Origin of the sequence: Cryobacterium sp. N19, assembly GCF_002929595.1 — a bacterium.
In the GTDB taxonomy this organism is placed as follows: domain Bacteria; phylum Actinomycetota; class Actinomycetes; order Actinomycetales; family Microbacteriaceae; genus Cryobacterium; species Cryobacterium flavum.
Window position 1 is genome coordinate 283058 of the sequence record NZ_PJJR01000048.1, and the last position, 15059, is coordinate 298116.

Genomic DNA, 15059 nt, shown 5'->3' on the forward strand with positions numbered 1-15059 from the left:
GATTCTCGGTAGTGTCAACGTGTCGGATGAATGCAGTATTGTAAGCATCCAGCATCGCATTCCGGTAGTTATTAGGCATAAGAAGGAGGTTCCGATGATTCTTGTTCGTCAGGAAATCGGCGATGTGCTCAGGGACTTCCGCCTGCAAAAGGGGCGTACCCTGCGTCAGGTCGCAAGCAAAGCCAGCGTCGCGCTCGGCTACCTCAGTGAGGTAGAACGAGGACAGAAAGAGGCCTCTTCGGAGATTCTCGCTTCTGTCGCCGATGCACTGGAAACCCCGATCTCGGTCATCATGCGCGAAGTTGGCGACCGTCTCGCCGTCATCGAGGGAATCGATCAGTTCCCCGACACGGTACCGGACGAGTTCGTCAACACGTTCGATGCCGATCTCATGGTGCGTTAGTCATCAACCGGTAGCGTTCCTAGGATTTTCAGTATCATCAACCACCGTCGACACAGAGTGTCGGCGGTGGTTGTCATTTCAGGTTGAAGGAGTGTCGTGCGACTCAGTGAATTTCGCACCGCGATGAAAGAAGAGTTCGGCGACGCCTACGGGCGCGTGCTCACCCGTGACCTCGTTCTCACCCCGCTCGATGGGCGTACCGCTGATCAGGCCCTCGCTGCTGGTGTTCCCGCCCGCGAGGTCTGGCTGGCGCTCTGCGCCGAAGTCGATGTGCCGCGCAGCCGCTGGCACGGTGCCGGCATTCCTGCTCCGCGCCAGTAGCGTCGTTCAGCCTCCTCGGGTTAGGCCGATATTTCGACACGCCGCAAAAACATTCCCGACAATGGTCGAATACCTGTTCGGGCTTGATAGGCTCCTCCACAGCAGACAATCTGACAGATTGCGCACCGTTTGATCGTGCTCCCGACCAGTGTCGGAGGTGCGGCGTACAGTCGAATTTGTCAGAGAAAGTCGGCAAATGCCTTGTCGAAACGTGCATCAGGGTCCGACCCTGCGCGGGCCGACAGCCTACAGGCGCCACCACGCACACCCGCAGCGCCGTTCACAACCGGCGACAGTGCAGAACCCAAGGAGATCACCACCATGGCATCACAAGCGGACCGCGAGAAAGCCCTCGAAACCGCCCTCGCGCAAATCGATCGTCAGTTCGGCAAGGGATCGGTCATGCGCCTCGGCAGCGACGAGCGCGCCCCCGTCGAGACCATTTCTACCGGGTCGGTTGCTCTCGACGTCGCACTCGGCATAGGCGGGTTACCGCGTGGTCGCATCGTGGAGATCTACGGCCCGGAATCCTCGGGTAAGACCACACTCACCCTGCACGCCATCGCGAACGCGCAGAAGAACGGCGGCATCGCCGCCTTCATCGACGCCGAGCACGCCCTCGACCCGGAGTACGCCAAGAAGCTCGGCGTCGATATCGATGCCCTCCTCGTCTCCCAGCCCGATACCGGTGAGCAGGCCCTCGAAATCGCCGACATGCTCGTGCGAAGCGGGTCCATCGACCTCATCGTCGTCGACTCCGTTGCCGCCTTGGTTCCGCGCGCCGAGATCGAGGGCGAGATGGGTGACTCGCACGTCGGCCTGCAGGCCCGGCTCATGTCCCAGGCCCTGCGTAAGCTCACCGGTGGCCTCAGTCAGACCAACACCACCATGATCTTCATCAACCAGTTGCGCGAGAAGATCGGTGTGTTCTTCGGTAGCCCCGAGACCACCTCGGGCGGTAAAGCCCTCAAGTTCTACGCCTCGGTGCGCCTCGACATTCGCCGCATTGAAACTCTCAAAGACGGCACGGATGCCATCGGTAACCGCACTAGGGTCAAGGTCGTCAAGAACAAGATGGCGCCGCCCTTCAAGCAGGCCGAGTTCGACATCATGTATGGCATCGGTATCTCCCGTGAGGGCAGCCTGATCGACTTCGGTGTCGACCAGGGCATCGTCAAGAAGTCCGGCGCATGGTACACCTACGACGGCGACCAGCTCGGCCAGGGTAAAGAGAACTCGCGCAACTTCCTGATGAAGAACCCTGACATGGCCAACGAGATCGAGCGCAAGATTCTGATCAAGCTCGGTGTCGGTCCAGAGGGCATCGCGGCCAAAGCCGCCGAAAAGGCCGCTGCCGCAATCGCGCTGGAGGCCGAAACCAAGGCTAAGGCCGAAGCGGATGCCGCAGCCGTGCTGGTCGGCGGCCCTGTCGTCACCAAGGCGGCCCCCGCCCGCAAGACCGCCTAACCGGCCGCGCCACACCAAACATCAGTTCCGCAACGACAACAAAAGGTAGGTCACGCTAATGGTGCACTTCGAACCCCCGGACGATGCAGCAGAACGCGCCGACTCCGGTTTGGCTCCCGTGACCTACCTGCCCGGTGCGGCACCGGGCATGAAACGCCGCTCGCCGCTCGAACCCCGCCCGGCGGCGGCCGACAGGTTCGCCGCCGCGGCGGCTGCCGCTCGGGAGGCAGAGGCCGCCGCCGATAACGAGGCCGAGAGTATCGACAGCGACCAGGTCGACGACGAAGCCACCGCAGCAGACTTTGCCGCTGATGCGGCCGATCAGCGGGAGCGGGCCGAAAAGGTGCTGTTGCACCGGCTGCGCGGCCGCTCCCTCTCCACGGTCGAAGCCCTCCTGGTACTGAACGCTACCGGGGTCGACTCCGGTGAAGCCAGCGAGATCATCGAGAAATTCATTGAGCTGAACTACCTCGACGAAGCCAAGCTCGCCGACCAGATCATCCACAGCCACAACGTACGCAAGGGCCTCGGCCGCACCGGCGTTGAAGCCGAAATGCGCAGGCGCAAACTCGACCCGGGCGTCATGATGGACAAGCTCGAAGAACTTCCCGACGACGAAGCCGAACGCGCCATCGACCTGGCCACCAAGCGCATCGGGCAGATGGAACGCTTCGACGACCAGACCATCGACCGTCGCCTCACCGGCTTTCTCATGCGTAAGGGCTACAGCTCGGCAGCGGTGCGACTCGCCGTCAAAGCAGCCATGGACAGCCGTGGCGGCGGCGGCGCCTCCCGGGTGCGTTTTCGTTGATGCTGGCCGCTGATGCAGGCGCGGGCCTGGCTCACGGCCCGCACACCGAATTGCTCGCGTAAACTATACCTACTATGAGTATCGTCGCCCCCGAACTAGCCCGCCGAACCGTGATCACACCCTCGGCAGCCGCGATCGACGAGTCGGGGCGCGCGCGCACCTACGAGGTGCGCACCTTCGGCTGCCAGATGAACGTGCACGACTCCGAACGGCTCAGCGGTTCGCTCGAGGCGGCCGGCTACGTCTCGGCCGATGGCGGCGAGGCCGACATTGTCGTGATCAACACCTGTGCCGTGCGTGAGAACGCCGACAACAAGCTCTATGGCAACCTCGGCTACCTCGCCTCGGTCAAGCGCAAGCACGCGGGCATGCAGATCGCCGTTGGCGGCTGCCTCGCTCAAAAAGACAAGACCACCATCCTCGAAAAGGCACCGTGGGTCGACGTCGTCTTCGGCACCCACAACATGGGCTCCCTGCCCAGCCTGCTTGAACGGGCCCGGCACAACGGTGAGGCTCAACTCGAAATTCTCGAATCCCTCGAGACCTTCCCCTCGACCCTGCCCACCAAACGGGACTCCAGCTACAGCGGCTGGGTCTCGATCTCGGTCGGCTGCAACAACACCTGCACGTTCTGCATCGTGCCGGCCCTCCGCGGCAAGGAGAAAGACCGCCGCCCGGGCGAGATTCTCGCCGAGATCCAGGCCCTTGTCGATGACGGTGCCATCGAGGTCACCCTGCTCGGCCAGAACGTGAACTCCTACGGGGTCGAATTCGGCGACAAGCTCGCTTTCGGCAAGCTGTTGCGCGCGGCCGGCAAGATCGAGGGGCTGGAGCGCATCCGCTTCACCAGCCCGCACCCCGCCGCGTTCACCGACGACGTCATCGACGCCATGGCGGAAACGCCGGCCGTCATGCCGCAGCTGCACATGCCGCTGCAGTCGGGCTCCGACCGTATCCTCAAGTCGATGCGACGCTCCTACCGCGGTGCGAAGTTCCTCGGCATTCTCGACCGGGTGCGTGCCCAGATGCCGAGCGCGGCCATCAGCACCGACATCATCGTCGGTTTCCCCGGCGAAACCGAAGAGGACTTTCAGGAAACCCTGCGGGTTGTTGAACAGGCCCGGTTCGCGACGGCGTTCACTTTTCAGTACTCCATTCGCCCTGGCACTCCGGCCGCGACAATGCCTGACCAAGTTCCAAAGGCCGTCGTGCAGGACCGCTACGAGCGACTCGCGGCCCTACAGGAGCGCATCTCCCTCGAAGAGAACCAGGCGATGATCGGCCGTGAGGTTGAACTGCTCGTCGCCAACGAGGGCCGCAAGGACAGCGATACCCACCGGCTGAGTGGCCGCGCGCCCGACAGCCGCCTCGTGCACTTCGACGTGCCAGCCGGTTCACCCCGTCCCCGTCCCGGCGATATGGTCACTGTCGTCGTCACCCAGGCCGCACCGTTCCACCTCATCGCAGACTCCACCGACGGTGCGCCGCTCCGCATCCGAACGACTCGGGCCGGCGAGGCGTGGGACCGCATGGAAGCCGAATCCTGCGGAGTACCCGCTCATGGCGGCGCAACCGGTGGCGCCGGCCCCATTTCGCTCGGTCTGCCGACGATCGGCCTGCGGCTCGAGGGTGGCTCTACCACCATCCCCATCTATAACGTGAACGACGACGAGCGCTAGTAGCCGTGTCGACAGTACCAGTTGTCACAGCCGACCCAGCGGCTCTGATTGCGATCGTCGGGTCGACCGGCACCGGCAAGTCGGAGCTGTCCCTCGACTTGGCCGAAAGGCTGATCCAGCGCGGACAGTCGGTTGAAATCGTCAACGCCGACGCCATGCAGTTCTACCGCGGCATGGACATCGGCACGGCGAAGCTCACCGTGCCCGAACGCCGCGGCATTCCGCACCACCTGCTCGACGTGCTGGACGTGACCGACGAGGCCACCGTCAGCAATTACCAAACGGATGCCCGCGCCGTCATCACCGAGATCCGCGCGCGCGGGGCTGTGCCCATCCTGGTCGGCGGCTCGGGCCTCTATGTCTCGTCGGTCGTGTTCGACTTTCAGTTTCCCGGCACCGATCCGATACTGCGCGCCCGGCTTGAAGCCGAACTCAGCACGAGCGGACCCGGCCTGATGTACACCCGGCTGCAGGCCGTCGACCCGCAGGCCGCCCTGCGGATCGGGCCGAGCAACGGTCGCCGACTGGTGCGGGCCCTGGAGATCGTCGAGCTCACTGGCGCCCCGCATCTGGCGGCCTTGCCCGAGGAACCGGTCTACTGGAAGCCCACCGTGCTGCTCGGCCTGCGTACGCCGCGCGAGCAGCTCACCCCGCGGCTTGATGCCCGGGTCGAGCGGATGTGGGCGGCCGGCATCGTCGACGAAGCCCGAGGGCTGCTTGCGGCCGGCATCGAAAATGGAGTGACGGCGAGCCGCGCGATCGGCTACGCGCAGGCACTCGGCCAGGTGCACGGCACGCGCAGCCAAGCGGAGGCCGTCGAAGCGACCCAGCAGCTGACCCGGCGTTATGCCCGCCGGCAGGTGAGCTGGTTTAAACGCTACGCGCACGCCCACTGGGTCGAATCCGATGCGGCAGACCGGGTCGATGACGCCCTCGCACACGTCGACCTGGGCAGTGCGCCCAGTGCCCTCCCGGCACGACCGCTCTGAGCTGCGCGGAAAGTCTCGCAGCGGCCGCCCCGTAAACTGGCAGCATGGGCATCACTCTGAACTTCACCAAGGGCCACGGCACGGGCAACGACTTCGTGCTGTTCGCTGATCCCGACGGGACAACGGAGCTCACGCCGACGCAGATTCGTGCTGTGTGCGACCGCAAGTTCGGCGTCGGTGCGGACGGCATCATCCGTGCGGTTCGCAGCAAGAACCTGCCTGACGGCGCGGCCGCTCTCGCTGAAGACGACGCTGCCGAGTGGTTCATGGACTACTGGAACGCCGACGGGACCGTCTCGGAAATGTGCGGCAATGGCATCCGTGTGTATGCCAAATTCTTGATTGAGAACGACCTCGCCGAGCTGCTGCCCGGCGACACCCTGACCATCGGCACTCGCGGGGGCGTGCGGGACGTACAGCGCAACGCCTCCGGCTTTCAGGTGGACCTCGGCCGATGGAAGCTCGACGGCACCGAGCCGCTCGTGCGCACCAAGAACCTGCCCGTGGCGCGGCCGGGACTCGGCATCAATGTTGGCAACCCGCACACGGTCGTCGCCCTCGCCGACGACGATGAACTTGACGCGGCCGACCTCACGTTCATTCCGCAACTCGATCCCGAGCCGGCCGACGGCGTGAACGTTGAATTCGTCGTGCCCAACGAACCGCTGGTCGTCAACGGCGTCGGGCGCTTCCGCATGCGCGTACACGAACGCGGCAGCGGGGAGACGCTGTCCTGCGGCACCGGAGCGGTCGCGGCCGCCCTCGCCACTCGGCACTGGGCCGGCAAATCGGCGCCGCACCAGTGGCGGGTCGAGGTTCCCGGTGGCGTGCTCGGAGTGCGCATGTTCCCCGCCGAGGACGGCGAGCACGTGTCGCTGTCCGGGCCGGCAGAGCTCGTCTTCGACGGGGTTCTGAACCTGGGTTAGTCGCGGTGCACTGCCAGCACTCGGAAACCCTTGCTGATGGCCTCACGCGTGGTTTCGAAGTTGTCGGGGAGTTCGGCGGCGAGCCAACGCTGGAGCGAATCCGAACCGAGGTTGCGTTGCACGACGAGCCAGGCATTCGCTTCTGATTCGAGGCGGGGTAACCAGGTCGTCATGAGCCCATGCAGTTCGTCCTTGCCGACGCGAATGGGCGGGTTCGACCAGATGGTGCGAAAGCTGATGTCGGTGGGCACATCGGCGGCGAGCACGGCGTTGATGTTGGTCAGGCCGAGCGCGGCGGCGTTCGTGCGCACGAGATCGAGGGCACGCTCGTTGACGTCGACGGCCCAGATGGTGGCGTTGGGGGAGGCCATGGCGAGGTGCAGGGCGATCGGGCCCCAGCCGCAGCCAAGGTCGAGAAAGTGACCGGTCAGCGGCGGCTCGGGGGCGTACTTGAGTAGAACCTCGGTGCCACCGTCGATGTGGGCGGGGCTGAAGACCGAATTGGCGGTCGTCAGGAGCCGATCCTGGCCGTGCAACTGCACCGTGATCTGGCGGGTTTTCAGTACGGTGCCGGGCGCCGGAGAAAAATAGTGGTCGGACGACATAAGAGGAACCTTTCAACTTCGTTGAACTAAGGTTAATGGGATGAATGATCCAACGGCGCCCTCGGGCAACGACGCGGTAGAAAACACCGCGGTAGTAAACACAGGTGCAGAAGCCCCAGACGCAGACGATGTCGTCGCGCGCGTGTTGGCCAGCGCCGACAGCAAGGCTGCCGGCTACTCCCTGTTCCGCAGCGGGGCAGCCCAGGCCCTGCAAACTCACGCATCCGGCGAGTACGACGGTAGCGAGCACGACGGCGACCAGTCCGAACGTGCTGACCGCAACGCCCTGCGGCGAGTCGGCGGGCTATCGACCGAGCTGGAAGACGTCACCGAGGTTGAGTACCGCCAACTGCGGCTCGAAAACGTCGTTCTCGTGGGTGTTTACACGCACGGCACGGTCGATGACGCCGAGAACTCCATGCGCGAACTGGCCGCCCTCGCCGAAACCGCCGGGGCAACCGTACTCGACGGTCTGCTGCAGCGCCGGGCCACCCCCGACCCGAGCACCTACCTCGGCAAGGGCAAGGCCCAGGAAGTCGCCGACATCGTGAAGGCGCTCGGCGCCGACACCGTCATCGCCGACACCGAACTCGCGCCCAGCCAGCGCCGTGCCCTCGAAGACGTGGTCAAAGTGAAGGTCATCGACCGTACAGCCGTCATCCTCGACATTTTCAGCCAGCACGCCAAGAGCCGAGAGGGCAAGGCGCAGGTCGAACTCGCCCAGATGGCCTACATGCTCCCGCGCCTGCGTGGCTGGGGTGACTCGATGTCTCGCCAGGCCGGTGGCCAGGTCGGTGGCACCGGTGCCGGCATGGGCTCCCGTGGCCCCGGTGAGACCAAGATCGAACTCGACCGACGCCGCATTCACACCCGGATGTCCAAACTGCGTAAGCAGATGGTCGAGATGAAGCCGGCCCGCGAGGCCAAACGCGCCAACCGCAAGCGCAATGCCGTTCCCTCGGTCGCCATCGTCGGCTACACCAACGCCGGCAAGTCCAGCCTGCTCAACCGCATCACCAAGGCCGGAGTGCTGGTCGAGAACTCCCTGTTCGCGACCCTCGACGCCACCGTGCGCAAGTCGACGACCGCCGACGGGCGTCTGTACACCCTCACCGACACGGTCGGTTTCGTGCGCAACCTGCCGCACCAGCTGGTCGAAGCCTTTCGCTCGACCCTGGAAGAAGTCGCCGACGCCGACGTCATCGTGCACGTCGTCGACGGCTCCCACCCCGACCCCGTGGCCCAGCTCGCCACCGTGCGCGACGTCATCTCCGAGGTCGGCGCCCGCGATATTCCCGAACTGGTCGTCTTCAACAAGAGCGACCTGATCAGCGACGACGACCGGCTGGTACTGCGCGGCCTGGAGCCGAAGGCAACATTCGTGTCGGCCCGCACCGGTGAGGGCATCGACACCGTGCTCGCTGCCGTTGCGCTGCTGCTGCCGACACCGCAGATCGAACTCGACCTGCTCATTCCCTATGATCGCGGCGACCTCATCGCCGTTCTGCACGACGTGGGCCGCATCGAGACGACCGAGTACATCGAGACCGGCACCCACGTCACTGCGTTCGTCACTCCCGAGATCGAGCCGCAGTTCGCCCCCTTCGTCATTCTGCCCACGCTCTCCGCCTGATTCCCACCGCCCGTCGGCGCACCAATGACACGAACTGTCACATTGGTGCGACCCGGCGCTGGTGTTGTTAGTGTCTAATCAATCGTTGCCGACGGAATCCATTCCCCGGCATGGAGCGACAGCCGAGCCCGGCACCCGCCCGCGAAAACCCACCAGTGTTCTGGTGTGTCCGCGGCCGCCCGGCCATCACCCGCTGTACCGTTTCTGCCGAATGAGGACCCATGACCGCCCCAACGCCCAACGCGTGTGACGCCCGCCCGGCGTTCTCGTTCGAGGTGTACCCGCCGAAATCGGTGGCCGCAGCATCCGCTCTCACCCGCACCATCGATCACCTTGCCGCCGCCGGCCCCGAGTTCATCTCGGTCACCTACGGCGCCAACGGTTCGTCGCGCAATTCCTCGCTCGACGTGCTGCGCTACATCAAAGACCACACCTCAGTGGATGCCATGGCTCATCTCACCTGCGTCGGCTCCTCGCACACAGAAGCCAGCCGCCTCATTCGCGAGTTTCTCGACGCCGGCATCCGCAGTTTTCTGGCCATTCGCGGCGACGCGCCGCAGGGCGCGGATGAGGGCGACACCACCTTTCTCGGCGACCTGCACAGCGCGGGGGAGCTGGTCCAGCTCATCCATCGAGTGCAGATCGAACGGGTGCCGTACATCGAGACGGTGATTCCGGGCCTGCCCGGTGCCCGCGGGGTGAAAACGGAACGCAGCAAGGTACGCATCGGCGTTGCGGCCTTCCCCAACGGCCACCCGAACTCGCGATCGGTCACCCAAGACATCGACACCCTGCTGGCCAAGCAGGCCGCCGGAGCCAACCTGGCGATCACCCAGCTGTTCTTCCACGCCGACGACTACCTGAGCTTCATCCAGCGGGCTCGCTCCGCCGGAGTGCTCTTACCGATCCTTCCCGGCATCATGCCGGTGACCAGCCCGAACCGGTTGCGCCGTATTCTGCAGCTCTCCGGCGAGAAGCTGCCCGCCGAACTGTCCATCCAGCTCGAGGTCGAACCGACCGACGAAGGCCAGCGCCAGATCGGCATCGACTACGCCGTACGCCTCGGCCAGGACGTTCTCGCGGGCGGCGCCCCCGGGCTTCACCTCTACGCCTTCAACCAGCACGACACCGTGCTGAAGGTTCTCGAAGGGTGTGGGGCACTGCCAGTGCCCGCTGCCATGCCCTAGGCCGCACGCCGCTCAGGCGCGAGGCCCACCCACCACGTTCGTTCCTCCGACCGTTCCAGCCATCATCGCTCCAGTGAAGGAATCACCATGCCCATTTCGCCAGTTTCCAGCACCTTTCCCACCGGCACCATCCTCGGCTACCCACGCATCGGCCGACGGCGCGAACTGAAGAAAGCCGTCGAAGCGTTCTGGTCGGGGACGATCGACGCGCCGGCCCTGGAGGCCGTCGCCGCTGGGCTGCGGCAGCAGACCCGCGATCGGCTCGCCAGTCTCGGGCTGGGCCGCACCGACTCGTCGATCCCCGAGTCGTTCTCCTACTACGACCAGGTGCTCGACACCATCGTTGCCGTCGGCGCGGTTCCCGCCCGGTTCGCCTCGCTCGTCGCCGCTGACGGCACCCTCGACCTGGCCGGATACTTTACGCTGGCCCGTGGCGCGGGCGAGAACCTGCCCCTCGAGATGACCAAGTGGTTCGACTCCAACTACCACTACCTCGTGCCCGAGATCGGACCGGAGACCGCGTTCTCGCTGGCCGGCGACCGCATCGTACGTGAATTCATCGAGGCCAAAGCGGCCGGGTTCCTCACCCGTCCGGTGCTCGTCGGCCCGGTCACTTTCCTGCTGCTCAGCAAGGCCAGTGACGAAGCCCCGGCTGGCTTTTCGCCCCTGTCGCGGCTGGACGATCTCCTTCCCGTGTATGCGGCGCTCCTGGCGCGGTTAGCGAATGCCGGAGCCGACTGGGTGCAGCTCGATGAGCCGGGCCTGGTCAGTGAATCCATCGACGTGCCGCGCGCGGAGACGCTGGCGGCCGTCGCATCCGCTTATGGAGTGCTTGGTCGACTGACCGGCCGGCCCGCCCTGTTTGTTGCCGCGCCCTACGGCAGCCTCGACGACGCCCTGCCGGTGCTTGCGGCCACCGCCGTCGAGGCGATCGGGCTGGACCTGGTGCGGGGCACCCTGCCCCGGGCCGTCCCCGGACTGGCCGACAAGACCCTCGTCGCCGGCGTCATTGACGGGCACAACATCTGGCGCGGCGATCTCGCCGGTGCCTTCGAGGCCGCCGAGAGCGTGCGTGCCCTCTCCGAATCGGTCACCGTGTCCACTTCGACGTCACTGCTGCACGTGCCGCACGATGTTGGCGACGAGACATCGCTGCCGGGCTCACTGACCAGATGGCTGGCCTTCGCCGACCAAAAGGTCGGTCAGGTCGCCACCCTCGCGCTCGGACTCACCGCCGGACGTGAGGCCATCGTGGCGCCGCTGGCCGAGGCCGAGGCGGCCCTGGAGGCCAGGCGCAGCGCTCCCGGCGTGCGTGACGGAGCCGTGCGCGGCCGTGCCGCCGCGCTGAACGAAGCCGACTTCACTCGTGGCGACTACGCCGATCGACTCCTCGCCCAGGAGGCGGCGCTGCACCTTCCGCCACTGCCGACGACCACGATCGGATCCTTCCCACAGACCGCCGACATTCGCCGAGTACGCGCACAGTTCCTCAAGGGAACCCTGGCAGCGGATGCCTACCGCGAGCTGATGCGCGCCGAGATCGGCCGCGTTGTGCAGTTGCAAGAGGAGATCGGACTTGACGTGCTCGTGCACGGCGAACCCGAACGCAACGACATGGTGCAGTACTTCGCCGAGAACCTCGACGGATTCGCCGTGACCGAGAACGGCTGGGTGCAGTCTTACGGCAGTCGCTGCACCCGGCCGTCCATTCTGTGGGGCGACGTGTCGCGCCCGGCACCGATCACCGTGGACTGGTCGGTCTACACGCAGAGCCTCACCACCAAGCCGGTCAAGGGCATGCTCACCGGCCCGGTGACGATTCTGGCCTGGTCCTTTGTGCGCGACGACCAGCCGCTGGGCGAGACCGCCCGCCAAGTGGCGCTGGCCCTGCGCGATGAAATCTCCGACCTCGAGGCCGCGGGCATCAAGATCGTTCAGGTCGACGAGCCGGCCCTGCGCGAACTTCTGCCGCTGAAGAAGAAGGATCAGGCCGACTACCTGGACTGGTCGGTCGGGTCTTTCCGGCTCGCCACGGCCGGGGTCGCGGATGCGACCCAGATCCACACCCACCTCTGCTACTCAGAATTCGGTGTTGTCATCGAAGCCATCCGCAACCTCGACGCCGACGTCACGAGCATCGAAGCGGCCCGGTCACGCATGGAAGTTGTGCGGGAAATCGAGGCGGGCGGCTTCGACCACGGCATCGGCGCCGGCATCTACGACATCCACTCGCCGCGCGTACCGAGTGTGGACGAGTTGACCATCCTGCTCGACACCGCCCTGGAATCCATTCCCGAACGCCAAGTGTGGGTGAACCCGGACTGCGGACTGAAAACGCGTGGCTACGACGAGACCGTGCAGTCGCTGCACAACATGCTCGCCGCGACGCGGGTGGTGCGCGAACGCCTCGATGCCACCGTCGGCGTCTAGCGGGGCAGACCGAAAACAGGCCCGATCACCGGTTGGTGGTCGGGCCTTCGTCGATTAAACCGAACGCAGCACCGCGACGACCTTGCCGAGGATGTCCGCAAAGTCGCCGACAATCGGTTCGAAGTTGCTGTTGCGCGGCAGCAGCCAGGTGTGGCCATCGCGCTTTCGCAGAACCTTCACGGTGGCCTCGTTGTCGAGCATGGCCGCGACGATCTCGCCATTCTCCGCGGTCTTCTGCTGGCGAACCACGACCCAGTCGCCGTCGCAGATGGCGGCGTCGATCATGGACTCACCCACGACCTTGAGCATGAACAGCTCGCCCTGCCCAACGAGTTGGCGGGGGAGCGGGAAAATCTCGTCGATCTGTTGGTCGGCCGTGATCGGGATTCCCGCGGCGATACGACCGACGAGGGGCACCATCGCGGCGTCGCCGACCTGAACGCCGGGGTGGAAGCTGTCCTGGTCACCGGTACCGACATCTTCGGGAGCGCGCTGAATCTCGATGAGAACTTCGAGTGCCCGCGGACGATTCGGGTCGCGGCGCAGGTAGCCACTGAGTTCGAGTTGATTGAGCTGATGGGTCACGCTCGACAGTGAGGCGAGCCCGACCGCGTCACCGATCTCACGCATGCTCGGCGGGTACCCGCGCGAACTCACCGAACGCTGAATCACGTCGAGAATAGCGAGCTGCCGCTGGCTCAAACTCTTGCGGCGCCGGGTGCCGCCCTTGTCACGGGTACCGCTGGTGTCCTGTGTCACGATGTGCCCTCCTGGAGTTGGCCCCGCGTGGTCTGAAACCGTGTCACACGGGGATGTCGGTGGTGTCTGGTTGAGTGTAAATCAAGCAATTGGCCTATCGAAAGTTTATCCAGTTCCGAGCCCTGAAACAAACACTTATTCGAGTGTGTTGCGCGAAATTCGGGGTGAGGATCAGAAAAAGCTTGCATGTTCGATTGTTCGAAGTTATATTCGGAACATAGTTTCGTATCCGGCCTTCCCGGCCGAGGGCCGGATACGAGACTCGCAGCCCGCCTACCTTGGAGGTTTGACATGACCACAGCACTTGCACCCACAGCCCGTGAATACGGCGCTTCTCGTACCCCCGGCACCCGTCTGCACCTCACCCGGCGTGGGCGAGTGGTGTTCACGACCCTCGCAGCCGTGCCCCTCGTCATCGGTGCCGTCGCATTCGCCCTCAACGGGGGAGCGGCCGGCGCATCCAATTCCGCCACGGGCATCGACCTCACGTCGTACACGACCGACTCCGGAATCGTGGCGACGCTGGCCTACTCGCCGACCGACGTCGGGTCTGCCCGGTTCATCACAGTCGAACCCGGCCAAACCCTGTGGGACCTCGCCGAAGAGGTCTCGCCGTCCGCCGACCCGCGCGACGTCGTCGCCGACATCAAACGACTGAACGCGCTCACCGTCGAAACGCTCCAGCCCGGTCAGCGACTCGAACTGCCCGCCAACTCGTAAGTAGCAATGCGCGCCAGCACAGGGTCGTAGCATGGAGAGTGTGACCACTCTCGACGATCTTCCGCTCCGCACCAACCTGCAAGGCCTCACCCCGTACGGTGCTCCGCAACTGCACGTTCCGGTGGCCCTGAACGTCAACGAGAACACGCACCCAATTCCCGAAGCAGTGGCCCGCGACATTCTCGCCGGCCTGGCCGAGGCCATCCGCTCGGTGAATCGCTACCCCGACCGCGAGTTCACCGCCCTGCGTGAGGCACTCGCGCAGTATCTTGGCGAGGCACTCACCTCCGACAACATCTGGGCGGCCAACGGCTCCAACGAAGTGCTCCAGCAGGTACTGCAGGCTTTCGGTGGACCTGGGCGCACCCTGCTCGGGTTTGCCCCCACCTATTCGATGTACTCGATCCTCGCGGCCGGAACCGACACCACCTGGATTGCCGGCACGCGCGATGCCGACTACGAGCTGTCGCCGGCCACCGCAGTGAGCCAGATCACTCGCACCAATCCGGACATCATCTTTCTCTGCTCACCGAACAACCCCACCGGCACCCCGCTCTCGCTCGAGACCATCGCCGCCGCCTACGACGCGACCGATGGCATCGTCGTCGTCGACGAGGCCTACGCCGAGTTCGCGCCCGCCGGAACTCCGAGTGCGCTCACCTTGCTGCCAGGCCGGGAGCGACTGTTGGTCTCACGCACAATGAGCAAGGCCTTTGCCTTTGCCGGTGCGCGGGTCGGCTATCTGGCTGCCGATCCGGCGGTAACGGATGCCCTGCGCCTGGTTCGCCTGCCGTACCACCTCTCCACCTTCACCCAGGCGGCCGCAAACGCTGCCCTGGCGCACAGCGCGGAGATGCTCGCCATGGTCGACGATATTCGTGGACAGCGCGATCGGCTCGTGGTCGAGCTGGCCGGTCTGGGCTATGCCCCGCACCGAAGCTGGAGCAACTTCGTATTATTCGGGGGAGTGGCCGACCCGCAGCAGACGTTTGAGGCGCTGCTGGCGGAGGGAATTCTCATTCGTGATGTCGGTATCCCGAACCACTTGCGGGTGACGGCGGGTACCGAGAAGGAGACTTCGCTGTTCCTTGACGCTCTGGCCCGCCTCGGACGACCGATAAACTAGCGC

General features: G+C 65.2%; 14 protein-coding genes. 12 read left to right on the forward strand and 2 right to left on the reverse strand.

Features of this window, described 5'->3' with window-relative positions; translation table 11 throughout:
* Window positions 1-94: 94 nt before the first annotated feature.
* The 7 genes from CXY78_RS07585 to dapF all read left to right on the forward strand — a co-directional run bounded on the left by CXY78_RS07585 (window position 95) and on the right by dapF (window position 6596).
* Window positions 95-403, forward strand: a complete 309-nt coding sequence (locus tag CXY78_RS07585) for a helix-turn-helix domain-containing protein (RefSeq protein WP_092341034.1) — start codon at window positions 95-97, stop codon at window positions 401-403.
* A gap of 96 nt (window positions 404-499) precedes the next feature.
* Complete coding sequence (locus CXY78_RS07590) at window positions 500-724, forward strand: DUF3046 domain-containing protein (RefSeq protein ID WP_092341035.1); 225 nt, start codon at window positions 500-502, stop codon at window positions 722-724.
* Between the two features lie 321 nt (window positions 725-1045).
* Window positions 1046-2191, forward strand: a complete 1146-nt coding sequence (recA, locus tag CXY78_RS07595; protein ID WP_104088843.1) for a recombinase RecA — start codon at window positions 1046-1048, stop codon at window positions 2189-2191.
* 58 nt (window positions 2192-2249) lie between these two features.
* Window positions 2250-3002, forward strand: coding sequence for a regulatory protein RecX (locus CXY78_RS07600; protein WP_092341036.1), 753 nt, complete (start codon window positions 2250-2252; stop codon window positions 3000-3002).
* Window positions 3003-3076: 74 nt separating this feature from the next.
* Window positions 3077-4681 carry a tRNA (N6-isopentenyl adenosine(37)-C2)-methylthiotransferase MiaB gene (miaB, locus tag CXY78_RS07605; RefSeq protein WP_104088844.1) on the forward strand — a complete coding sequence of 535 codons (1605 nt, stop codon included), beginning with the start codon at window positions 3077-3079 and terminating at the stop codon, window positions 4679-4681.
* A gap of 5 nt (window positions 4682-4686) precedes the next feature.
* Entirely contained in the window at window positions 4687-5670 is a 984-nt protein-coding gene (gene miaA, locus CXY78_RS07610) for a tRNA (adenosine(37)-N6)-dimethylallyltransferase MiaA (protein ID WP_092341038.1), read from the forward strand.
* 44 nt (window positions 5671-5714) lie between these two features.
* Window positions 5715-6596 (forward strand): diaminopimelate epimerase, encoded by an 882-nt coding sequence (gene dapF / locus CXY78_RS07615; protein WP_104088846.1) that lies wholly within the window; start codon window positions 5715-5717, stop codon window positions 6594-6596.
* Here dapF and CXY78_RS07620 read toward each other — a convergent pair.
* On the reverse strand, window positions 6593-7201 hold the full coding sequence (locus CXY78_RS07620) for a class I SAM-dependent methyltransferase (protein WP_104088847.1): 609 nt from the start codon (window positions 7199-7201) through the stop codon (window positions 6593-6595). The two genes, dapF and CXY78_RS07620, sit on opposite strands and share 4 nt — an antisense overlap.
* Before the next feature lie 40 nt (window positions 7202-7241).
* On the opposite strand from CXY78_RS07620, the gene hflX reads away from it, so the two are divergent.
* From hflX to metE, 3 genes are all read left to right on the forward strand, one after another.
* The gene (gene hflX, locus CXY78_RS07625; protein ID WP_092341041.1) at window positions 7242-8834 is read left to right on the forward strand and encodes a GTPase HflX; all 1593 of its coding nucleotides are present in this window, start codon (window positions 7242-7244) and stop codon (window positions 8832-8834) included.
* Window positions 8835-9055: 221 nt separating this feature from the next.
* Window positions 9056-10021: a methylenetetrahydrofolate reductase gene (locus CXY78_RS07630; protein ID WP_092341042.1), complete on the forward strand. Its 966-nt coding sequence runs from the start codon at window positions 9056-9058 to the stop codon at window positions 10019-10021.
* Between the two features lie 87 nt (window positions 10022-10108).
* Window positions 10109-12451, forward strand: coding sequence for a 5-methyltetrahydropteroyltriglutamate--homocysteine S-methyltransferase (gene metE, locus CXY78_RS07635; RefSeq protein ID WP_104088849.1), 2343 nt, complete (start codon window positions 10109-10111; stop codon window positions 12449-12451).
* 54 nt (window positions 12452-12505) lie between these two features.
* On the opposite strand, the gene lexA is transcribed toward metE, so the two are convergent.
* Window positions 12506-13210: a transcriptional repressor LexA gene (gene lexA, locus CXY78_RS07640; protein WP_092341044.1), complete on the reverse strand. Its 705-nt coding sequence runs from the start codon at window positions 13208-13210 to the stop codon at window positions 12506-12508.
* A gap of 291 nt (window positions 13211-13501) precedes the next feature.
* Between lexA and CXY78_RS07645 the strand changes: the two genes are divergently transcribed.
* Window positions 13502-13930 (forward strand): LysM peptidoglycan-binding domain-containing protein, encoded by a 429-nt coding sequence (locus CXY78_RS07645; RefSeq protein ID WP_092341045.1) that lies wholly within the window; start codon window positions 13502-13504, stop codon window positions 13928-13930.
* Between the two features lie 31 nt (window positions 13931-13961).
* Window positions 13962-15056, forward strand: a complete 1095-nt coding sequence (locus tag CXY78_RS07650) for a histidinol-phosphate transaminase (RefSeq protein WP_092341046.1) — start codon at window positions 13962-13964, stop codon at window positions 15054-15056.
* Window positions 15057-15059: the final 3 nt, after the last annotated feature.

Excerpts from the sequence above, each read along its gene's own strand:
- recA (WP_104088843.1), top strand. The coding sequence starts at position 1,046 with ATGGCATCACAAGCGGACCGCGAGAAAGCCCTCGAAACCGCCCTCGCG.
- metE (WP_104088849.1), top strand. The coding sequence starts at position 10,109 with ATGCCCATTTCGCCAGTTTCCAGCACCTTTCCCACCGGCACCATCCTC.
- hflX (WP_092341041.1), top strand. The coding sequence starts at position 7,242 with ATGAATGATCCAACGGCGCCCTCGGGCAACGACGCGGTAGAAAACACC.
- CXY78_RS07650 (WP_092341046.1), top strand. The coding sequence starts at position 13,962 with ATGGAGAGTGTGACCACTCTCGACGATCTTCCGCTCCGCACCAACCTG.
- dapF (WP_104088846.1), top strand. The coding sequence starts at position 5,715 with ATGGGCATCACTCTGAACTTCACCAAGGGCCACGGCACGGGCAACGAC.
- CXY78_RS07585 (WP_092341034.1), top strand. The coding sequence starts at position 95 with ATGATTCTTGTTCGTCAGGAAATCGGCGATGTGCTCAGGGACTTCCGC.
- CXY78_RS07645 (WP_092341045.1), top strand. The coding sequence starts at position 13,502 with ATGACCACAGCACTTGCACCCACAGCCCGTGAATACGGCGCTTCTCGT.
- CXY78_RS07630 (WP_092341042.1), top strand. The coding sequence starts at position 9,056 with ATGACCGCCCCAACGCCCAACGCGTGTGACGCCCGCCCGGCGTTCTCG.
- CXY78_RS07600 (WP_092341036.1), top strand. The coding sequence starts at position 2,250 with ATGGTGCACTTCGAACCCCCGGACGATGCAGCAGAACGCGCCGACTCC.
- CXY78_RS07620 (WP_104088847.1), bottom strand. The coding sequence starts at position 7,201 with ATGTCGTCCGACCACTATTTTTCTCCGGCGCCCGGCACCGTACTGAAA.
- miaB (WP_104088844.1), top strand. The coding sequence starts at position 3,077 with ATGAGTATCGTCGCCCCCGAACTAGCCCGCCGAACCGTGATCACACCC.